General features: G+C 71.3%; 19 protein-coding genes. 9 read left to right on the top strand and 10 right to left on the bottom strand.

All coding sequences use genetic code 11. From position 1 onward, the window contains the following. Nucleotides 1-60: 60 nt before the first annotated feature. Nucleotides 61-981: a proline dehydrogenase family protein gene (locus GA0070612_RS08735; RefSeq protein ID WP_088987454.1), complete on the bottom strand. Its 921-nt coding sequence runs from the start codon at nucleotides 979-981 to the stop codon at nucleotides 61-63. An 85-nt stretch (nucleotides 982-1,066) separates the two neighbouring features. Between GA0070612_RS08735 and GA0070612_RS08730 the strand changes: the two genes are divergently transcribed. The 3 genes from GA0070612_RS08730 to GA0070612_RS08720 are packed head-to-tail and all read left to right on the top strand — an operon-like array spanning nucleotide 1,067 to nucleotide 3,114. Continuing rightward, a complete protein-coding gene (locus GA0070612_RS08730) occupies nucleotides 1,067-1,339 on the top strand; it encodes a hypothetical protein (RefSeq protein ID WP_231924511.1) in 273 nt (90 codons plus the stop codon). A gap of 1 nt (nucleotide 1,340) precedes the next feature. Continuing rightward, entirely contained in the window at nucleotides 1,341-2,507 is a 1,167-nt protein-coding gene (locus GA0070612_RS08725; RefSeq protein ID WP_088987453.1) for a glutathionylspermidine synthase family protein, read from the top strand. Between the two features lie 19 nt (nucleotides 2,508-2,526). Continuing rightward, complete coding sequence (locus GA0070612_RS08720; RefSeq protein ID WP_088987452.1) at nucleotides 2,527-3,114, top strand: CGNR zinc finger domain-containing protein; 588 nt, start codon at nucleotides 2,527-2,529, stop codon at nucleotides 3,112-3,114. A gap of 24 nt (nucleotides 3,115-3,138) precedes the next feature. Here the strand turns inward: GA0070612_RS08720 and GA0070612_RS08715 are convergent, their stop codons facing one another. Both GA0070612_RS08715 and GA0070612_RS08710 read right to left on the bottom strand, forming a co-directional pair. Then, complete coding sequence (locus tag GA0070612_RS08715; RefSeq protein ID WP_088987451.1) at nucleotides 3,139-3,945, bottom strand: sugar phosphate isomerase/epimerase family protein; 807 nt, start codon at nucleotides 3,943-3,945, stop codon at nucleotides 3,139-3,141. A gap of 75 nt (nucleotides 3,946-4,020) precedes the next feature. Next, nucleotides 4,021-4,965, bottom strand: coding sequence for a Ppx/GppA phosphatase family protein (locus tag GA0070612_RS08710; RefSeq protein ID WP_088987450.1), 945 nt, complete (start codon nucleotides 4,963-4,965; stop codon nucleotides 4,021-4,023). An 80-nt stretch (nucleotides 4,966-5,045) separates the two neighbouring features. Here GA0070612_RS08710 and GA0070612_RS08705 point away from each other — a divergent pair, with 80 nt between their 5' ends. Beyond that, the gene (locus GA0070612_RS08705) at nucleotides 5,046-5,843 is read left to right on the top strand and encodes a hypothetical protein (RefSeq protein ID WP_088987449.1); all 798 of its coding nucleotides are present in this window, start codon (nucleotides 5,046-5,048) and stop codon (nucleotides 5,841-5,843) included. Nucleotides 5,844-6,532: 689 nt separating this feature from the next. On the opposite strand, the gene GA0070612_RS08700 is transcribed toward GA0070612_RS08705, so the two are convergent. Together GA0070612_RS08700 and GA0070612_RS08695 are read right to left on the bottom strand one after the other, a co-directional pair. After that, on the bottom strand, nucleotides 6,533-7,216 hold the full coding sequence (locus tag GA0070612_RS08700) for a response regulator transcription factor (RefSeq protein ID WP_030329696.1): 684 nt from the start codon (nucleotides 7,214-7,216) through the stop codon (nucleotides 6,533-6,535). Nucleotides 7,217-7,239: 23 nt separating this feature from the next. Next, nucleotides 7,240-8,388 (bottom strand): sensor histidine kinase, encoded by a 1,149-nt coding sequence (locus tag GA0070612_RS08695; protein ID WP_408630560.1) that lies wholly within the window; start codon nucleotides 8,386-8,388, stop codon nucleotides 7,240-7,242. 282 nt (nucleotides 8,389-8,670) lie between these two features. Between GA0070612_RS08695 and phoU the strand changes: the two genes are divergently transcribed. Beyond that, nucleotides 8,671-9,327, top strand: a complete 657-nt coding sequence (gene phoU, locus GA0070612_RS08690; RefSeq protein WP_088991364.1) for a phosphate signaling complex protein PhoU — start codon at nucleotides 8,671-8,673, stop codon at nucleotides 9,325-9,327. A 45-nt stretch (nucleotides 9,328-9,372) separates the two neighbouring features. Here phoU and GA0070612_RS08685 read toward each other — a convergent pair whose 3' ends face one another. Then, nucleotides 9,373-10,140 carry a phosphoglyceromutase gene (locus GA0070612_RS08685; RefSeq protein WP_088987447.1) on the bottom strand — a complete coding sequence of 256 codons (768 nt, stop codon included), beginning with the start codon at nucleotides 10,138-10,140 and terminating at the stop codon, nucleotides 9,373-9,375. A 152-nt stretch (nucleotides 10,141-10,292) separates the two neighbouring features. On the opposite strand from GA0070612_RS08685, the gene GA0070612_RS08680 reads away from it, so the two are divergent. Beyond that, complete coding sequence (locus GA0070612_RS08680; RefSeq protein WP_088987446.1) at nucleotides 10,293-11,576, top strand: MDR family MFS transporter; 1,284 nt, start codon at nucleotides 10,293-10,295, stop codon at nucleotides 11,574-11,576. Nucleotides 11,577-11,674: 98 nt separating this feature from the next. Beyond that, the gene (locus GA0070612_RS08675) at nucleotides 11,675-12,964 is read left to right on the top strand and encodes an MFS transporter (RefSeq protein ID WP_088987445.1); all 1,290 of its coding nucleotides are present in this window, start codon (nucleotides 11,675-11,677) and stop codon (nucleotides 12,962-12,964) included. Nucleotides 12,965-13,337: 373 nt separating this feature from the next. Here GA0070612_RS08675 and GA0070612_RS08670 read toward each other — a convergent pair whose 3' ends face one another. From GA0070612_RS08670 to mshA, 3 genes are all read right to left on the bottom strand, one after another. Then, nucleotides 13,338-14,216, bottom strand: a complete 879-nt coding sequence (locus tag GA0070612_RS08670; RefSeq protein ID WP_231924609.1) for a hypothetical protein — start codon at nucleotides 14,214-14,216, stop codon at nucleotides 13,338-13,340. Nucleotides 14,217-14,455: 239 nt separating this feature from the next. Further along, on the bottom strand, nucleotides 14,456-14,971 hold the full coding sequence (locus GA0070612_RS08665) for a type III secretion system chaperone family protein (RefSeq protein ID WP_088991363.1): 516 nt from the start codon (nucleotides 14,969-14,971) through the stop codon (nucleotides 14,456-14,458). A 57-nt stretch (nucleotides 14,972-15,028) separates the two neighbouring features. Continuing rightward, complete coding sequence (gene mshA / locus GA0070612_RS08660; protein WP_088987443.1) at nucleotides 15,029-16,393, bottom strand: D-inositol-3-phosphate glycosyltransferase; 1,365 nt, start codon at nucleotides 16,391-16,393, stop codon at nucleotides 15,029-15,031. A gap of 204 nt (nucleotides 16,394-16,597) precedes the next feature. Here mshA and GA0070612_RS08655 point away from each other — a divergent pair, with 204 nt between their 5' ends. Together GA0070612_RS08655 and GA0070612_RS08650 are read left to right on the top strand one after the other, a co-directional pair. Then, entirely contained in the window at nucleotides 16,598-17,362 is a 765-nt protein-coding gene (locus GA0070612_RS08655; protein ID WP_088987442.1) for an SDR family oxidoreductase, read from the top strand. Between the two features lie 16 nt (nucleotides 17,363-17,378). Further along, entirely contained in the window at nucleotides 17,379-18,197 is an 819-nt protein-coding gene (locus tag GA0070612_RS08650) for an SAM-dependent methyltransferase (RefSeq protein ID WP_088987441.1), read from the top strand. Between the two features lie 109 nt (nucleotides 18,198-18,306). On the opposite strand, the gene GA0070612_RS08645 is transcribed toward GA0070612_RS08650, so the two are convergent. Beyond that, on the bottom strand, nucleotides 18,307-19,344 hold the full coding sequence (locus tag GA0070612_RS08645) for a UDP-N-acetylmuramate dehydrogenase (protein WP_231924608.1): 1,038 nt from the start codon (nucleotides 19,342-19,344) through the stop codon (nucleotides 18,307-18,309). Nucleotides 19,345-19,353: the final 9 nt, after the last annotated feature.

The following is a 19,353-nucleotide window of genomic DNA, read 5'->3' as shown; positions in this document are numbered from 1 at the left end:
AGACGCGAACGGGCCGGCGGGACCACAGGGGTCACCGCCGGCCCGTCGACCGGATCCGGGTTACTTCTTGGAGATCAGAGCCCGGCCGAAGAAGACCAGGTTGGCCGGGCGCTCGGCGAGCCGGCGCATCAGGTAGCCGTACCACTCGTCGCCGTACGGGACGTAGGTGCGCACCGTGTAACCCTCGCCGGCCAGGCGCGCCTGCTCCTCCGGGCGGATGCCGTAGAGCATCTGGAACTCGAAGCGCTCCGGCCCCCGGTCGAACCAGCGGGCCCGGTCCTCACCGATGGCGATCATCCGCGGGTCGTGGGTCGCCAGCATCGGATAACCGTCTCCGGACATCAGGATGTTCATGCACCGCACGTACGACTTGTCCACCTCACGGGCCGACTGGTACGCCACCGACTCCGGCTCCTTGTAGGCGCCCTTGCACAGCCGCACCCGCGACCCGGCCGAGGACAGCTCCCGGCAGTCCGACTCGGTCCGACGCAGGTACGCCTGGAGCACCGCGCCCGTCGACGGGAAGTCCTTGCGCAACCGGCTCAGCACCTCCAGGGTCGAGTCCGTGGTGGTGTGGTCCTCCATGTCCAGGGTGACGGTGGTGCCCGCCGCGTCGGCCGCCGCGCAGATCGCCCGCGCGTTGTCGTACGCCAACTGCTCGTCGAACATCTGGCCGAGGGCGGACAACTTCACGCTGACCTCGGCGGCCGGGGTGAGCCCGGCAGCGGCGAGCAACTTCAGCAACTTCAGGTATTCGTCACGGGTGGCGATGGCCTGTTCGGGGGTGACGGTGTCCTCGCCGAGGTGGTCGAGGGTGACCGCGAGACCGTCGTCGACGAGCCCGCGGGTCGCGCGCAACGCGTCGTCGGTGGCAGCGCCGGCGACGAACCGGCGAACGACGTCCCGGGTGTACGGGGCGGTCGCGACGAGCCGCTCGACCTGGGATGACCGGGAGGCGGCGAGGATGAGGGAACGGAGCATGAGCCGAGCGTAACGCCCCTGCCGGGCCCCCCGCCGAGGGGCGGCCGGGGCTGCGGCGCTGGCGCGCATCAGCTACAACGATGCCGTGGAACAACGCCCCCGCCGCCGGCTCCGGTCGGCCTCCGTGCAGCTCGGCGCGCTCACCGCTCTCGCGCTCGCCCTCTCCGGCTGCAACATGACCTCGGACGACGACGATGACGACGACTGCGCCCTCGGGCCGGTCGGTGGCGGCGACACCGTCGCGCTGGCGATGCGCGTCCCCGACCCGGCCGCCGGTCGCGCCGCCCCGGAGCCGACCACCGCCGCCCTGCCCGATCGCGGCGGGTTCGGCACCCACCTCGCCGCCTGCGGCGGCTGAGATGCGCCGCGAGACCGTCACCCCGCGACCCGACTGGAGCACCAGCATCCGGGAGCAGGGCCTGATCTACGTCGACACCGAACTGCCCGACGGCGGGATCATGTCGTACTGGGACGAGACCGCCGCTTACGCCTTCGACCTGGACGAGGTGCTGCGGCTGGAGGAGGCCACCGAGGAGCTGCACCGCATGTCGGTGGCCGCCGCCGAACACGTGGTGGCCCACCGCCGGTACGCCGAGTTCGGCATCCCGGCCTGGGCGGCCGACGCGGTGGCCCGGTCGCTGCGCGAGGCGCCACCCACCCTCTACGGGCGCTTCGACCTGGCGTACGACGGCACCTGGCCCCCGAAGATGCTGGAGTACAACGCGGACACCCCGACCGCGCTGGTCGAGGCGAGCATCATCCAGTGGTACTGGCTGGAGCAGAGCCGGCCGGAACTGGACCAGTGGAACAGCCTGCACGAGCGGCTGGTCGGCACCTGGGCGAAGATCGGTGCCGGTCTGCACGAGCCCCGGGTGCACGTGCTCTGGTCGAACGAGGAGGAGTCCGGCGAGGACCACATGACCGCCGGTTACCTCGCCGAGACGGCCCGACAGGCCGGCCTGAGCGTCACGTTGCAGCCCATCCAGGAGATCGGCTGGGACGGCCGGCGCTTCGTCGACGCCGACGACCAACCGGTGACCACGTGCTTCAAGCTCTACCCGTGGGAGTGGATGCTGGCCGAGCCGTACGGGCCGGCGGCGCTGGCCCCGGGCACCCCGACCACCTGGATCGAGCCGGCCTGGAAGCTGCTGCTGTCCAACAAGGCGTTGCTCGCCGTCCTCTGGGAGCTCTACCCCGACCACGAGTACCTGCTCCCGGCCTACCTCGACTCGCCGCGCGGCATGCCCGAGTACGTGGCCAAGCCGCTGCTGGGCCGGGAGGGCGGTTCGGTACGCATCGTCACCGCCGACGAGGAGATCCACAATCCGGGGATCTACGGTGACGAGGGCTGGTGCTACCAGGAGTTCCGGGCGTTGCCGCAGTTCGCCGGCAACCGGGTGGTGCTGGGCAGCTGGATCGTCGACGGCGAGTCGGCAGGGGTCGGGGTGCGGGAGAGCGCCAGCCTGATCACCGACGGCTACGCGCGGTTCCTACCGCACTACATCGACGCGCCACGCGCCCCGTGAGTCGTCTACCGTTGGGGGCGTGAACTTCGACGCGTACGCCCGGACCGGTGTTGACCTGGTCAACGCCCGCCTGGACGACCTCGACGACCTGCGTGCCCTCTTCACCGAGGACCACTCCTGGATGAGCGACGAGGTCGTGGAACGTGATGTGGCGATTTTCCGGCGGGCGCAGAAGCGCCTGCGGGACGTCTTCGAGTACGGCACCTCGGGGCGCGACGCCGAGGCGGTGACCGAGCTGAACGCGCTGCTGGAGGCGTTCCCGGTGCAGCCGCGCATCTCCGGGCACGACTCCAGCGACTGGCACATGCACGTGACCAGCCGGGGCGCGTCGGTCAGCGCGGAATACCTGGCCGGCGCGGCCTGGGGGTTGTCGGTGTGGCTCTGCGAGTACGGCAGCGCCCGCTTCGGGGTCTGCGCCGACGAGCGCTGCGGCAACGTCTACCTGGACACGTCGTCCAACTGCTGCCGACGGTTCTGCTCCGAGCGCTGCGCCACCCGCTCGCACGTGGCGGCGCACCGGGCCCGCAAGCGGGCGGCGGTCGGTGAGCAGGTGACCGTCGCGCCGCAGCCGACCGGCGGCGTCGAGTCGCTCTCGCCGGTCAGCTGACACCACCCTTTTCGGGCGGACCGGTCAGGCGTCGACCGGGGACGACGCGGTCAGGTGTTGGCGGGCGAACTCCAGCGCGGCACGCAGGTCCGCCTCGCGTACCGCGCGGCTCTTCGCGCCCCGGGTGGCCACCTCCACCGCGACCGCCCCGGTGAAGCCACGCCCGGCCAGCGAGGAGAGCAGCTCACCGCAGGGCTGGGTGCCCCGACCGGGCACCAGGTGCTCGTCGCGGCCCTCGCCGGTGCCGTCACCGAGATGCACGTGCGCCAGCCCGGCGCCCATCCGGTCGGCCATCTCCAGCGGGTCGCTGTGCGAGGCCGCGCAGTGCGAAAGATCCAGGGTGTACGCCGGGTAGCCGGTGTCGGTGGGATCCCAGCCGGGGACGTACGGGACGAACTGCCGTCCCGCCATCCGCACCGGGTACATGTTCTCCACCGCGAACCGCAGCCCGGGGAACCGGTCCCCGACGCCTGCCAACCCCTCGGCGAAGTTGCGGGCGTAGTCCCGTTGCCAGGTGAACGGAGGGTGCACCACGACGGTCGGCGCCTCCAACGTCTCGGCCAGCTCGGCGGCCTTGCGCAGCCGCTCCCACGGGTCCGGACTCCACACCCGCTGGGTGACCAGCAGGCAGGGCGCGTGCACCGAGAGCACCGGCACACCGTAGTGCTCCGACAGGCCGCGCAACGCGCCCGCGTCCTGGCTGACCACGTCGGTCCAGACCATCACCTCGACGCCGTCGTACCCGAGCGCCGCAGCCAGTTGGAACGCCGCCGCGGTCGGCTCGGGAAAGACCGACGAGCTGGACAGAAGCACGGGAACGCGGGAAGTCACATCAGCCAGCGTAGCCCGGGGGCGCTCAGGACATCGTGACGAGCGCCGGCAAACCGCCCGAAACCGGAACTTCGATCAGATCGGTTCGAGTTGATCGAGCCGGCGGAGGATGACCCCCTCCCGCAGGGCCCACGGGCAGATGTCCAGCGAGTCCATGTCCAGCCGGCGCATCACCGCCTCGGCGACCACCGCACCGGCCAGCAACTGGTGGGCCCGCGCGGCGCTGACCCCCTCCAACTCCATGAGCTGCGCCGGTGGGATGTGCCGGATGAACCCGATCACCTGCCGCAACCCGGCGCGGGTCAGGCTGCGCCGCACCCACAGCCCGGCACCGGACGGCGCCGCCCCGGCCAGCCGGGCCAGGGTGCGGAACGTCTTCGACGTGGCCACGGTGCGGTCCCAGCCGACCTGGGTGATCTGGTCGGCCACCTTGTCCAACCGACCCTCGACGTACTCCCGGAGCTTCTCGACGGCCTCCGCCGACGGCGGCACCGCGCTGGCCGGGTCGACCCGCAGCCGCTCCCGGGTCAGCCGGCCGGCGCCGAGCGGCAGCGAGATCGCGACGTCCGGGTCCTCGTCGATCCCGGCCGCGATCTCCAGGGAGCCGCCGCCGATGTCCAGCACCAGCAGCCGCCCCGCCGACCAGCCGAACCAACGCCGGACCGCCAGGAACGTCATGCGCGCCTCGTCCGCCCCGGAGAGCACCGCCAGGCGTACGCCGGTCTCGTCGCGGACCCGGGCCAGCACGTTGGCCGCGTTGGTGGCGTCCCGCACCGCGGACGTGGCGAACGCGATCAGGTCGTCGGCCTCCAACCCGGCGGACGCCGCCTTGGCCATGCCAACGGCCTTGACCAGGCCGTCCGCCCCCGCCTCGGTCAGCGCGCCGTCGGGGCCGATCTGCTCGGCCAGCCGGAGCACCACCTTCTCCGAGTGCGCGGGCCACGGGTGCGCGCCGTGATGCGCGTCCACCACGAGGAGGTGAACCGTGTTGGATCCGACGTCGAGGACACCCAGTCGCATGATGAAGACCCTAGGCGCAACACGTTTGCGCGGCTCGCCGGCCTGCCGACCACACCGCGCGTACGCTGGGCCGGGTGACGATGGAGCTCCGTGTGCTGGTGGACGACCCGGGCGATCCCCGTAGCCGCGAGGTGCCACTGGACTTCCCCCGGGAGTGGATCGAGTTCGCCGACCCGGCTGACCCAACGCACCTGATCCGGGCCGACCTGACCTGGCTGCTGTCCCGCTGGACCTGCATCTTCGGCAAGGGCTGCCACGGCATCATCGCCGGCCGTGCCGCCGACGGCTGCTGCTCACACGGGGCGTTCTTCACCGACTCGGACGACGAGAAGCGCGTCCGCAGCGCCGTCAAGCGGCTCACCCCGGCGACCTGGCAGCACTTCCGGCGCGGGTTCAAGAACTGGACCGACGAGGACACCATCGACGGCAAGAACCCGGCCCGCCGCACCGCCACCCAGGGCACCGAGGGTCCGTGCGTGTTCCTCAACGACGCCGACTTCGCCGGCGGTGGTGGCTGCGCCCTGCACGCCCAGGCGTTGCGCGACGGCGTCCACCCGCTGGAATACAAGCCGGACGTCTGCTGGCAACTGCCCATCCGCCGAGATCAGGACTGGGTCACGCGGCCGGACAACTCCAAGGTGCTGGTCTCCACCCTGTCGGAGTTCGACCGGCGGGGTTGGGGAGCCGGCGGGCACGACCTGGACTGGTGGTGCACCTCCTCGACGGACGCGCACGTCGGCGCCGAGCCGATGTACCTGTCGTATGGGCCGGAGCTGACCGCGCTGATCGGCATTGCCGCATACGAGCGGCTGGCCGAGCTGTGCGCGGCCCGGACCCGGCAGGGCATGGTCGCCCCGCACCCCGCCGACGAGCTCTAGCGGCCCCGGCAGCAACCACTGCGGCGGCGACGCTGCCGCCCGCCTGGAGAGCGACGCCAGAACAGCCACAGAGGAGCCGGACACATGTGACGAGACGCCTTTGGAGCTGACTCGTTTGTGACATCGGCTCGTTTGCGACATCGGCTCGTTTGTGACATCGGCAGATGGACGGTTCCGTCGGCGGGTCGAGGTGGCCCCGAGTCGAGGCGTGGGCGTTCGATTCCATCGGGACCAATCAGGGCGAACCGCACACGTGCTGCGGGAGTTCGCGCACACCCAGGGCGCTCTGGGGCGTACGAAACAGAGCCTGCCTCGCTTGCAAGTTGATCCACTCCAGTTCGCCGAACTCGGGGTATCCCCATCGCTCGGATACCGCGATATCGGCGAACCGGAGTGGATCGAGGCGATGCCCGTCGTTGGTTGAGGGGATTTCGGCAGCGCGGGTGCCGGCCGGAGCGGTGGGTTTGTATCCCCCACTACGAACTCGGCTCGATCACGTCGGCTCCACAGACGCCGGCTCTCCGCCGTCCGCCGGTGATTCGTCTGCGACATCAGCTCCAAAGGAGCACCGACAGACGTCCGTCCCCCCGCCGCGCAGCCGTTCAGCTCTCGACAGCCGGCCCGAAGAGCGGGAGCGCACACGCCGAAGGGGGCCCGCGCCGGGCGCAGACCCCCTTCGCGTACGCCGATCACGGCTCGAACTTGTAGCCCAGCCCCCGGACGGTGACGATGAAGCGGGGCGCGGACGGCTCCGGCTCGATCTTGGAGCGCAGGCGCTTGACGTGCACGTCAAGCGTCTTGGTGTCACCGACGTAGTCGGCACCCCAGACCCGGTCGATGAGCTGCCCCCGGGTGAGCACCCGGCCCGCGTTGCGCAGTAGCAGCTCCAGCAGCTCGAACTCCTTCAACGGCAGCTGCACGGCCCCACCGTCGACGGTCACCACGTGCCGCTCGATGTCCATCCGCACCGGCCCGGCGGCCAGGGTGGGAGCACCTGCCTCGGCCACCTCCGGGCTCTGCCGGCGCAGCACCGCCCGGATCCGGGCGACCAGCTCGCGCGGCGAGTACGGCTTGGTGACGTAGTCGTCGGCGCCGATCTCCAGCCCGACCACCTTGTCGATCTCGCTGTCCCGGGCGGTGACCATGATGATCGGCACGGCCGACCGCTGCCGCAGTTGCCGGCAGACCTCGGTGCCCGACATCTCGGGCAACATCAGGTCGAGCAGCACGATGTCGGCGCCGGTCCGGTCGAACTCGGTGAGGGCGTCGGTCCCGGTCGCGGCGACCGAAACCTCGAAACCCTCCTTACGGAGCATGTACGACAAGGCGTCGGAGAACGACTCCTCGTCCTCGACCACCAGAACGCGGCTCAACGGGGATTTCCTTTCCATTGCTGTCAGACCTGCCGTAGCCCAGCCGGACCGGAGTCGATCCCAACCGGCGGCAGTGTCGCCAGAAGGTCGTCCGGTGGACTGGCAGGCAACCGGAGGGTGAACGTCGACCCACCACCAAGAGTGCTTGACACCTCGACCCGTCCGCCATGGTTGCTCGCGATGTGTTTCACGATCGCCAGTCCGAGCCCGGTGCCGCCGGTGGCACGGGAGCGGGCCTGGTCGGCTCGGTAGAACCGCTCGAAGATCCGGTCCACGTCCGTCGGGGCGATGCCGATGCCCTGGTCAGCGACGGCAACCTCGACGTGCTCGTCGTCGCCGCGGAGGGTGACCCGGACCGTGGTGTCCTCACCCGAGTAGTTGATGGCGTTCTCGACCAGGTTCGCCACCGCCGTGGCGAGTTGGGAGTCGCTGCCGTACGCGGTGAGGCCGCGCTCACCGTCGACGGTCACCTCGACCCCCCGGGCGGAGGCCGTGGTGCGGGTCCGGTCGACCACCTCGGCGATCACCCAGTCCAGCGCGACCGGCTCCGGTGGCGGCTGCGGTTCGGCGCCCTGCAGGCGGGTCAGCTCCAGCAACTCCTGCACCAGGCGGCCCAGCCGGGTCGACTCGTGCTGGATCCGCTCGGCGAACCGGCGGGCGGCGACCAGGTCCTCGGAGAGGTCGGGTGCCGCGGCGTCGGCCGGCTCGGTCGCGTCCAGCAACGCCTCGGCGAGTAGTTGCAGCGCCCCGATCGGGGTCTTGAGCTCGTGACTGACGTTGGCCACGAAGTCGCGGCGTACCCGGGTCAGCCGGTGTGCCTCGGTCACGTCGACCGCCTCGACCGCGATGAAACCGTTGCCGATGCCCATCGCCCGCAGGTGCACGCCCAGCGGATTCTCCCCCGCGCCGTCGCGGCCCCGGGGCAGGTCCAGCTCGATCTCGCGCCGCACGCCGGTGCGTCGCACCTGGCCGGCGAGGGTACGGATCAGCGGGTGCGCGGCGATCGAGCCGGGGGTGCTGCCGGTACGGAGCAGCCCCATCGCGCGGGCAGCCGGATTGATCAGCACGGGGACGTCGTCGTTGTCGAGCACCACGACACCGGCACGGAGCGAGTCGATCGTCCGGCGGCCGAGCCCGGTCTGCTGCTCGTCGGCTATCGCGGGCCTCCCCATGATCCGGGGCAGCAGAAAACCGGCGGCCACTCCGGCCACCAACGCCACGGCCACCACGACCGCCACCGCCCACTCCACCCGGCGATCGTAGGGGCATTGTTAACCTGGCTACCACACAGATCGGGACGAACTACCCTCGCTTCCGAAAGTGTTCACCCCCACGTCCAGCGTCGTTCACCGTGGTTCATCGGGGGTCCGTCCGCGCGACCTACCGTTGGCGTCACACCTGCTCAACCCCCTGCGCCGGCACCCGTCGGCGGCGACCGACCACAGGACGTGATGATGCGCGACGAGTTCCGGGCCGACCTCCAGATCGTCAGCCAACTGCTGGTGGACATGGCGGAGGGCGTCCGCGCCGCCATGCGCCAGGCCACCCGGGCCCTGCTCACCGCCGACCGGCAGTCCGCCGAGACGGTCATCGAGCGGGACGCCGAGATCGACGACCTCTACCGGCACATCGAGGAGCGGGTCTGCGACCTGCTCGCCCGGCAGGCGCCGGTCGCCTCCGACCTCCGCGCGATGATCACCGCGCTACACGTGGCCGCTGACCTGGAGCGGATGGGCGACCTGGCCGAGCACGTGGCGAAGACCGCGCTGCGCCGGCACCCCTCGCCCGCCGTCCCGGCCGAGCTTCGGTCGGTCTTCACCGAGATGTCCGAGATCGCCGACCGGATGGCCGTGAAGATCGGCTCGGTGCTGGCGAAGCCCGACGCGGACCTCGCCGGCGAGCTGGACGGTGACGACGACGCCATGGACGAGCTGCACAAGAACCTGTTCGCGGTGCTGCTCGGTGACGACTGGCCGTACGGGGTGGAGACCGCCATCGACGCCACCCTGCTGGGCCGCTTCTACGAGCGCTTCGCCGACCACGCGGTCAACGCCGGCGAGCACGTGGTCTACCTGATCACCGGAGAGAACAGCCCCACCAGCACCAACTGAGGCGAAGAAGAAGGGCCCCCGCGGCGCGGGGGCCCTTCTTCTTGGTCAGCGGCCCTGGTTGGCGACCGCGGCGGCGGCTTCCTTCGCCGCCGTCGGGTCGAGGTACGTGCCGCCGAGGCTGAGCGGACGCAGCTGCGGGTCGAGGTCGTAGCGCAGCGGGATGCCCGTCGGAATGTTCAGCTTGGCGATCGCCTCGTCGGAGATCTGGTCGAGGTGCTTGACCAGAGCACGCAGCGAGTTGCCGTGCGCGGCCACCAGCACCGTACGGCCGGCCAGGATGTCCGGCACGATCGAGTCGTACCAGTAGGGCAGCATCCGGTCGACGACGTCCTTGAGGCACTCCGTCCGGGGCATCAGCTCGGTCGGCAGCAGCGCGTAGCGCGGGTCGCCCACCTGCGACCACTCGTCGTTGTCGTCGATCGGCGGCGGCGGCGTGTCGTACGACCGGCGCCAGAGCATGAACTGCTCCTCGCCGTACTCGTCGAGGGTCTGCTTCTTGTTCTTGCCCTGCAGGGCGCCGTAGTGCCGCTCATTGAGCCGCCACGACCGGCGCACGGCGATCCAGTGCCGGTCGGCGGCGTTGAGCGCCAGCTCGGCGGTGCGGATCGCCCGGCGCATCACGCTGGTGTGTACGACGTCCGGCAGCAGGCTGTGCTCGCGCAGCAGCTCGCCGCCACGCCTCGCCTCGCCCTCGCCCTTCTCGGTCAGGTCGACGTCCACCCAGCCGGTGAAGAGGTTCTTGGCATTCCAGTCGCTCTCACCGTGTCGCAGCAGGACCAGCGTCCCGACGGTGGGCCCTTCGCTCGCAGTCATGCGGATCATCCTGCCTCAACCGCCGGGTGGACACGCGGGCACCCGTCGTGACGACCACCACGTGAAAATGCGGATGACCAGCGACTCCGCCCGCCACTAGGGTTGTAAGGCACGACAGTCACATCGGTCATTACATACAAACGGGGCTTCATATGCGGACGATGCGGAGTTGGTTCCGGGACACCACCGGCGGCCTACCGACCAGCTTCTGGTACCTGTGGTCAGGGACCCTGATCAACCGACTCGGCTCGTTCGTCCTCGTGTTCCTCGCCATCTACCTGACCCAGGAACGCGGCTTCTCCGCCTCCCAGGCCGGTGTCGTGATCGGCCTGTGGGGCGTCGGCGGGGCGTTCGGCACCACAGCGGGTGGCACCCTCGCCGACCGGTGGGGTCGGCGACCGACGCTGCTCACCGCACACGTTGGCGCCGCCGCCATGATGCTCGCGCTCGGGCTGGCCCGGGACCTCTGGGCCGTGGCGCTGGGCGCCCTGTTGCTCGGCATGTTCGCCGAGGCGGCCCGGCCCGCGTTCGGCGCGATGATGATCGACGTGGTGCCGGCGAAGGACCGGCTGCGCGCGTTCTCGCTCAACTACTGGGCCCTCAACCTGGGCTTCGCCTGCGCCGCCATCCTCGCCGGTCTCGCCGCGCAGGCGGACTACCTGCTGCTGTTCGTGGTCGACGCCGGCACCATGCTGGTCACCGCGCTGATCATCTTCGTCAAGGTGCCGGAGACCCGGCAGTCCGGCGCGTCCACCGCCACCGCCGCGAAGGTTTCGCGCGGGGCCCTGCGCACGATCCTCACCGACCGGGTCTACCTCGGCTTCGTGGCACTCAACCTGTTCGCCGCGCTGGTCTTCCTCCAGCACATCTCGATGCTGCCGATCGCCATGGGCGACGACGGCCTGAGCCCCGCCACCTACGGCTCGGTCATCGCGCTCAACGGCATCCTCATCGTGGTCGGCCAGCTCTTCGTACCCCGACTGATCCGGGGTCGGAGCCGCTCACACGTGCTGGCCCTGGCGTCCGTGGTGATGGGCGTCGGGTTCGGGCTGACGGCGTTCGCCGGCACCGCCTGGTTCTACGGGCTGACGGTGCTGATCTGGACGGTCGGCGAGATGCTGAACTCGCCGTCCAACTCCACGCTGATCGCCGAGCTGTCCCCGGCCGAGCTACGCGGTCGCTACCAGGGCGTGTTCTCCCTCTCCTGGCAGATCGCCGGAGCCAGCGCGCCGATCCTCGGCGGCCTGGTGCGCGAGCATGCGGGCAACGACGCGCTCTGGTACGGCTGCGCCGCGCTGGGCGCCCTGACCGCGGTGGCCCACCTGGTGTCCGGTCCGGCCCGGGAGCGGCGTGCCACCGAGCTGCGTCGCTCCGGCGAGGCGTTGACGCCGGTCACGGTCGACCGGGCAGCCCAGCCGGCCGAGGCCGTCGCCTGACGACTTGCCCAGAGATCAGACCTGGACTGGCGCGACGCGGCTCGAGTTTTCTACCGTGCAGAGGAAACGGTTAAGAAACCGAACTGTCGGGAGGACGGTTGCACGCCGTGCGGCGCTGGTGGCACGACACCGCGGGCGGGCTCCCCGCCACCTTCTGGTACCTCTGGGTCGGCCTGCTGATCAACCGGGCCGGCGCCTTCGCCATGCTGTTCCTCTCGCTCTACCTCACCGACGTACGCGAAGCGAGCGTCGGGCTCGCCGGCACCGTCGTCGGCCTGTACGGGGCCGGCGGCGCGGCGGGCGTGCTGCTCGGCGGGGTGCTGGCCGACCGGTGGGGCCGACGGGCGACGCTGCTCGCCGCGCACCTGACAACCGCCGCACTCATGGTGGCGCTCGCCTTCAGCCAGTCCCTCCTCCTCATCGCGGTGCTCGCCGCGCTGGTCGGCGTGGTCCACTCGATGCCCGGTCCGGCCTTCGTCGCGGCGATCGTCGACGTGGTGCCCGCCGAACGTCGCTCGCGCGCGTTCAACCTCCAGTTCTGGGCGTTCAACCTGGGCATGGCTGTCGCCTCGCTGCTCGCCGGGGTGCTGGCCGAGGCGAGCTTCACCGCCCTGTTCCTGGTCGACGCCGCCGCCACGCTGACCGCTGCCGTCGTCATCGGCTGGAAGGTGCCGGAGACCCTGCACCTGGCCACGTCGCCAACCGACCAGGAACCCACCGCCCGTCCGGCAGCGAGGTCCCTCCGGACCCGCCGGCCCGGACTGCACACCGCCCTCACCGACCGCACCTTCCTGGTCTTCGTCGGGCTCACCTTCGTCCTGGCCGTACTCACCATGCAGACGTCGACGATCATGCCGCTGGCCATGCGCGCGGACGGTCTGGGCCCATCGGCGTACGGGCTGGTGGTCGCGCTCGGCGGCGCACTGATCGTGATCGGGCAGCTGTTCGTACCCCGGCTGATCGACCGGCACCGCAAGGACGTCGTGCTGGCCACCTCCACCGCGCTGCTGGCGCTCGGCTTCGGGGTGCTCGCCGTCGCCGACGAGCTGGCCGTCTACCTCGGCGCCGCGGTGGTCTGGACGGTCGGCTCGATGATCGCCGCACCGCCCAACGCGCAGATCAACGCCGACCTGGCACCGCCTGAGCTACGGGCGCGCTACCAGTCGGTCTTCTACCTGACGTTCCCGGCCGCGGCATTCGTCGCCCCCACCCTCGGCGGGGTGAGCCTCCAACACCTCGGCGACCACCACTGGCTGATCGTGGGTGGGCTGGGCCTGCTGGCCGCACTCGGGCACCTGCTGGCCGGGCCGCCCCGGGAACGGCACGTCGCCGCACTGCAGAAAGCCGCGGAGCCGCCCACACCCGTAGACCGGATATCGGCGTCGTAACTGTCGCAATAACGCAAAGCGCCCACCACCACCCGAAGGTTGTGGTGGGCACCCGCCGGTGGGGCCGGCGGCGGCGGGCAACACTCACCCCCGTAAGCATCGCCCGCTCACGCCGCCGGTCCAAACAGGTGGTCACCGTCCCCCAACGGCTAATCCACCCGTCCCCTCGCGTCTCGCCTGGTGCACGGATCTGATCGATCCGCCGCTCCCCCGAACGTTTCCAAGCGTGACGCGGCGCAATAAAGCTAGTTCGCCCGGATTCTGGATTCAACCCAGAACGGCTGTCTCGCCGGTCACAACTGACGAGTATCCGCTGCTCCGGCCTCGGTCTTTGGCAACAGCCGCGTACCCGCCAGCCATTCCCGCAAACACCTCATCCGTCTTCCCGATCGGGTGACTCGGTCCGGAAGAAGTTGCTCGGCCGACCGTCCCGCAACTGTTCCTGGTAAATCAGGTTCAACCGGCGCAGGTCGAAGGTGTAGAACCACTCATCCCAGGTGATTTCCCGGATTCGGCTACTTTCCCGGTATCCGGGGATGTTGAAGGTCAACACACCCGCCCGGCCGTCCCGCTCGGTGCCGGCGATGGTCGCCGGCTTGGCACCCCGAGCCCGGGCCCACCGCTGAATCACCTCGTGATTCGCGGTGATCAAACTCCGTCCGGGCCGCTCGGGCCGATCCATCGTCGACGAGATCACCTGCGAGCTTCGGACCGACCGCCCGGTTCCCCGCCCGGTCCGGATCCCGCCGGCCGCCGGAGGCGCGGTGCGCTTGGCAGGCGCCGCACGCTTCGCCGCCGGCCGCGCCGACGCCTTCTTGGCCGGTGCCTTCTTGGCCGCCACCTTCCGCGCGGAGGCCGCCTTCCGGGCGGACGTCGTCTTCTTCGCGGCCGTCGTCTTCTTCGCGGCCGTCGTCTTCTTCGCGGCCGTCGTCTTCTTCGCGGCCGTCGTCTTCTTCGCGGCCGTCGTCTTCTTCGCGGCGGCCCGCTTGGCGGGTGCACTCTTGTTCGCCAGTGCGGCCTTCGCGCGACTCGGTGCCGCCCTCGACGCCGACTTCTTCGTCGCGGCGGCCCGACCGGCCGACGCCCTGGTGCCGGTGGCCCGGCCAGCCGGTCCGGTGCTGCGCCGGGCCGCACCAGAGGCACCGGACCGCAGCGAGCGGACCAACTGTTTCACCAACTCGGGCTTGCGCAGCGCGGAGATCCCGGAGACCCCGCGTTTGCGTAGCTGCCCGCGGATGTCCTCCACCCGCATCCGGGAGATCTCCGACTCGGAGACCCCCGGGGTGCCCGGCGTCTGGTTGCCGGCCTGCCGTTTGGTCCTGGTCGCAGTCGCGCCGCGACCTGAGCTGTTCCGCTGAGCCATGGGACGCTCCGCTCCTTGAACTCCGTCCTCGGCGCGCGGGGGTCCCTTGCCGCACCGCGCGGTGCGGCATACCCGTCAGGAGCGGTCCGAACCAGGGTGCGCGGCACCGGGGGTCGGTGGGCGGGCCGTCAGGCCGGGTCGGGGCCGGCGCCGGAGGGCTCGAAGAGGTGGGCGAACGCGGCCAGGTTGGCCGTCGACTCGCCGCGCTTGACCCGCCACTCGTACTCGCGCCGGATCGAGCTGCCGAAGCCGATCTCCAGCATCGTGTCGAACGACTCGTCGGCGTACGTGAGCACCGACCCGAGCAGCCGGTCCAACTCGTCGGCGTCCACCCCGGCCGGGTTGACCCGCCCGGTCAGGTAGACGTCGCCGACGGCGTCGGTGGAGAAAGAGACGCCGTACATCCGCGCGTTGCGCTGCAACAGCCAGGCCCACAACTCCTCGCGCCGCTCGTCGGGCTGGCGCATCACGAACGCCTCGATCCGCAGCGCGTGCTCGCCGACGATCAGGTTGCAGATCGTCTTGAGCTTGTGGGTGCCCGGCAGGGTCACCGCGTACGAGTCGGGGCCGGTCGACTCCCAGGCGAGGTCCCGCTCGGCGCAGACCGACTCGATCAGGGTCGCAAGATCGCTCTTCGGGCTCACCGGACCCACTCTACGACCGACCTGGCCGACGCACCTGTCGGCGACCGGCACCCGGGGTCACCAGGAGCAGGAGAGCGCGGGATCACACGCCAGGTCAGCCGCGAGCCGAGCGCGGTGCCCGGCGATGGCCTCGCCGTACACACCGAGTAGACCGGTGACGGTGCGGTCCCAGGAGAAGTGGCGGGCGTGCTGCGCGGCGCCGTGGGCCAGTGTCGCCCGGCGGGCCCGGTCCGGCAGCAGGTGGCCCAGCGCACGGGCCCAGTCGACCGGGTCGTGGCCGTCGATGAGTACGCCGCTGACCTGGTCCCGCACGGCGGTGACCAGTCCTCCGACGGCGGCGGCCAGCACCGGCGTACCGCAGGCCTGCGCCTCCAGGGCGACCAGCCCGAACGATTCGTTGTGCGACGGCACCGCGACCAGGTCGGCCGCCCGGTACAGCGCCGGCAGGTCGTCACCGGTGAGCGGTGGCAGGAACCGCACCCCGTCGGCGACCCCGAGCGTGGCGGCCAGCTCGATCAGCGCGGTCGGCCGGTCCAGCCCACTTCCGCTGGGCCCGCCGCAGATCACCACTGTCACCTGGTCGGCGAGTGCCGGGTCACGCTCCCGCAGGGCGGCGACCGCGCGGATCAACACGTCGGGGGCCTTGAGCGGCTGGATCCGACCGACGAAGGCGACAACGTACCCGTCGGCGGGAAGCCCCAGCCGGCGGCGGGCCTGGCGGGCAGCCACGGACCGGTCGCCCGGCGCGGGCCGGAACCGGTCCAGGTCGACTCCCGGTTGCACGACGGACACCCGGGTCGGGTCGGCGTCGTAGCGGGCGAGGAGGTCGCTGGCCTCGACCCGGGTGTTGGCGACCAGCCGGTCGGCCTCGGCGACGACCTGCTCCTCGCCGATGACGCGGGCCTTCGGCTCCGGCCGGTCACCGGCCGCGAGCTGGGCGTTCTTGACCTTCGCGAGGGTGTGCGCGGTGTGCACCAGCGGCACCCCCCACCGCTCCTTGGCCAGCCAGCCGACCTGGCCGGACAGCCAGTAGTGGGAGTGGATCAGGTCGTAGTGCCCGGGTGGGCGCGACGCCTCGGCGCGCAGCACCCCGGCGGTGAAGGCGCAGAGCTGCCCGGGTAGCTCCTCCTTGGTGAGGCCCTCCAGGGGGCCGGAGGTGATGTGCCGGACCTGCACGCCGGGTGCCATCTCGACCACCGGGGGAAGGTCACCGGAGGTGGCCCGGGTGAAGATCTCGACCTCGACGTTGGCCTCGGCGAGCCGCCGGGCGACTTCGAGGATGTAGACGTTCATTCCACCGGCGTCGCCCGTGCCGGGCTGGTGCAGCGGGGAGGTGTGCACCGAGAGGGTGGCGATGCGGCGGGGCCGGGGCCACGGTCGGGCACCTCGTTGCCGTCCGACACCGGTGTGCATTTCCGCCACATCCGCTCCTTTTTCACGGTTGATGCCGCCCCGCACGACCGGCGCTTCTCGGTCAACCTGTACGCCGGGTGTCATCTTCCCCATCGGGCATCGGAAATTCCCCAGCGCGGCCTCCGCGCGTGACGGACCTCATCACCGGACGCCGTCGATGGCTGCCCCACGCCCGGTCGGGGCGGGCCGTGTGGCCGGGGGGACAATGCGGGGATGACCTCTGTCGCCATCGTCACCGGAGCGTCCAGCGGAATCGGCGCGGCCACCGCCCGCCGGCTCGCCGCCGAGGGCTTCCACGTGCTCGCCGCCGCCCGGCGAGCCGATCGGCTCGCCGACCTCGTCGCCGAGATCACCGCCTCCGGCGGGCAGGCCACCGCCGTGACCTGCGACGTCACCTCCGACGAGTCGGTGGCCGGGCTGGCCGAGGCCGCCGCCCAGGCACCCGGACCGGTCACCCTGCTGGTCAACAACGCCGGCGGGGCGCGCGGACTGGACCCGGTGGAGTCCGGCTCGGTCGCCGACTGGCAGTGGATGTACGACGTCAACGTGCTCGGCACCCTGCGGGTCACCCAGGCGCTGCTGCCGGCGCTGGAGGCGTCCGGCTCGGGCACCATCGTGGTGGTCTCCTCCACCGCCGGCCTGACCGTCTACGAGGGCGGGGGTGGCTACACGGCGGCGAAGCACGCGCAGACCGCCATCGCCGGCACGCTCCGCCTGGAGTTGTGCGGCCGGCCGCTGCGGGTGATCGAGATCGACCCGGGCATGGTGAAGACCGAAGAGTTCGGGTTGGTGCGCTTCGAGGGCGACGCGGAGCGGGCCGCGGCCGTCTACGCCGGGGTGCCGGGGCCGCTGGTCGCCGAGGACGTCGCCGACTGCATCGCCTGGTGCGCGACCCGCCCGGAGCACGTGAACATCGACCGGCTGGTGGTCCGGCCGCGGGCGCAGGCCGCCCAGCACAAGGTGCACCGGGTCTCCTGACTCGGGACCGGGTCGCATGAGCGGGGCTCCACGACGCCGCCCCCTGGGCGTGGTCACCCGGGGCACGACCAACCCGAACCGGCTGCGTCGGGTGGACAACTGGATCGTCGCCACCTGCGCCGATCGACTGCGGGCGGCGCCCGATCCGCTGGTGGTCGACCTGGGCTACGGTGCCACGCCGGTGACCGCCGTGGAGCTGCGCGCCCGGCTGGCGGCCGGGATCCGTCCGGACGTCCGACTGGTCGGATTGGAGATCGACCCGGCCCGGGTGGCCGCGGCGGCCCCGGCCGCCGACCCACCCGGCCTCACGTTCGCCCGGGGTGGGTTCGAGCTGGCCGGGCTCCGGCCCGTGCTGGTCCGCGCGTTCAACGTGCTGCGGCAGTACGACGAGAGCGAGGTGCAGCACGCCTGGCAGACGATGACCAGTGCGCTCGCCCCGGGTGGCGCGCTCGTGGAGGGCACCTGTGACGAGTTGGGCCGGCTCGCCAGTTGGCTGCTGATCGACTCCGACGGCCCTCGGACGCTGACCCTCGCCGCGAAGCTCACCACGCTGGGCAGCCCGGCGGAGCTGGCCGAGCGGCTACCGAAGGCGTTGATCCACCGCAACGTGCCCGGTGAACCGGTGCACGACCTGATCCGCGCCCTGGACGACGCCTGGCAGGCCGCCGCTCCGTACGCCACCTTCGGCCCCCGCCAACGGTGGCTGAGAGCGGTGGGCCGCCTCCGCGAGACCGGCTGGCCGATCCTGAACAGCCCCACCCGCTGGCGTCAGGGCGAGATAACCCTCCCCTGGGCGTCAGTAACCCCCAGCCCGTCCCGGTCGATCATGGAGTAGTGGTGGCCGTTTTCACCCCGGCAGCACTGTTTGTCCCCACCACAACTCCATGATCGACCGGCCGAGGGGGGGTCGTGAGGGCGCGTGGGGTGGGGTGGGGTGGGGTGGGTTAGAGGGTGCAGTTGATGAGGACGGGCTCGGGGTGGAGGGTCACGCCGAAGCGGGCGTGGACCTCGTCGCGGATGTCGCGGGCCAGGGCCAGCAGGTCGGCGGTGTGGGCGGTGCCGCTGCGGTTGGTGAGGGCGAGGGTGTGCTTGCTGGAGATGGCCGTGCCACCCGGCCCGGGGTGCCCCTTGGTGAAGCCGGCCTTGTCGATCAGCCAGGCGGCGCTGACCTTGACCATGCCGTCGACCCCGGGCCAGGCGGGCGGGTCGCCCAGGTCGGCGGTGCGCTCCCGGAGCAGCTCGTACGTCGCACCGTCGAGCACCGGATTGGTGAAGAACGAGCCGACCGAACGAGTGTCCGGGTCGGTGGCGTCGAGCACCATGCCCTTGCCGGCCCGCAGCCGCAGCACCGCCGCTCGGGCGTCCGCCAGCGGCACCTGGTCGCCGACCTCGACACCGAGGGCCCTGGCGAGTTCGGCGTAGCGCACCGGCCCGGAGAGCGGAGACCGGGTGAGCTGGAAGTCGACGGAGAGCACCACCCAGCGGTCCGCGTACTTGAAGATGCTGCCCCGGTAGGCGAACCCGCATTCGGCGGCGGGGATGATCCGGCGGGTGCCGTCGACCCGGTCGTACACCTCGACGCCGGTGATCGTCTCGGCGACCTCCTGGCCGTACGCGCCGACGTTCTGGATCGGGGTGGCGCCGGTCGAGCCGGGGATGCCGGAGAGGCACTCCAGACCGGCCCAGCCGTTGGCGACGGTGGCGGCCACCAGGTCGTCCCACGGTTCGCCGGCGTCGACGCGTACGGTGACCGAACCGGCGTCCTCCGCGACGACACGGAAGCCACGGGAGCGCACCAGGACGACGGTGCCGGGGAAGCCGGCGTCGCCGATCACCACGTTGCTGCCACCGGCCAGGATCAGGACCGGCTCGTCCGCGGCCCGGACCGCCTGGATGATCTCGTCGGCGCTGCCGGCGGCCACGATCCGCGCGGGCGTCCCACCCGTCCCTAGGGTCGTGTAGCCGGCCAGTGGACCGGGCATGGCACGATC

Source organism: Micromonospora chokoriensis, assembly GCF_900091505.1.
In the GTDB taxonomy this organism is placed as follows: Bacteria; Actinomycetota; Actinomycetes; order Mycobacteriales; family Micromonosporaceae; genus Micromonospora; species Micromonospora chokoriensis.
This window is presented reverse-complemented; position numbering and strand designations above follow the sequence as displayed.

Coding starts and splice junctions, on each gene's coding strand:
- GA0070612_RS08645 (WP_231924608.1), bottom strand. CDS start 19,344: ATGCCCGGTCCACTGGCCGGCTACACGACCCTAGGGACGGGTGGGACG.
- GA0070612_RS08705 (WP_088987449.1), top strand. CDS start 5,046: ATGGAGCTCCGTGTGCTGGTGGACGACCCGGGCGATCCCCGTAGCCGC.
- phoU (WP_088991364.1), top strand. CDS start 8,671: ATGCGCGACGAGTTCCGGGCCGACCTCCAGATCGTCAGCCAACTGCTG.
- GA0070612_RS08725 (WP_088987453.1), top strand. CDS start 1,341: ATGCGCCGCGAGACCGTCACCCCGCGACCCGACTGGAGCACCAGCATC.
- GA0070612_RS08650 (WP_088987441.1), top strand. CDS start 17,379: ATGAGCGGGGCTCCACGACGCCGCCCCCTGGGCGTGGTCACCCGGGGC.
- GA0070612_RS08695 (WP_408630560.1), bottom strand. CDS start 8,388: ATGGGGAGGCCCGCGATAGCCGACGAGCAGCAGACCGGGCTCGGCCGC.
- GA0070612_RS08710 (WP_088987450.1), bottom strand. CDS start 4,965: ATGCGACTGGGTGTCCTCGACGTCGGATCCAACACGGTTCACCTCCTC.
- GA0070612_RS08680 (WP_088987446.1), top strand. CDS start 10,293: ATGCGGACGATGCGGAGTTGGTTCCGGGACACCACCGGCGGCCTACCG.
- GA0070612_RS08670 (WP_231924609.1), bottom strand. CDS start 14,216: ATGCGGGTGGAGGACATCCGCGGGCAGCTACGCAAACGCGGGGTCTCC.
- GA0070612_RS08655 (WP_088987442.1), top strand. CDS start 16,598: ATGACCTCTGTCGCCATCGTCACCGGAGCGTCCAGCGGAATCGGCGCG.
- GA0070612_RS08735 (WP_088987454.1), bottom strand. CDS start 981: ATGCTCCGTTCCCTCATCCTCGCCGCCTCCCGGTCATCCCAGGTCGAG.
- GA0070612_RS08685 (WP_088987447.1), bottom strand. CDS start 10,140: ATGACTGCGAGCGAAGGGCCCACCGTCGGGACGCTGGTCCTGCTGCGA.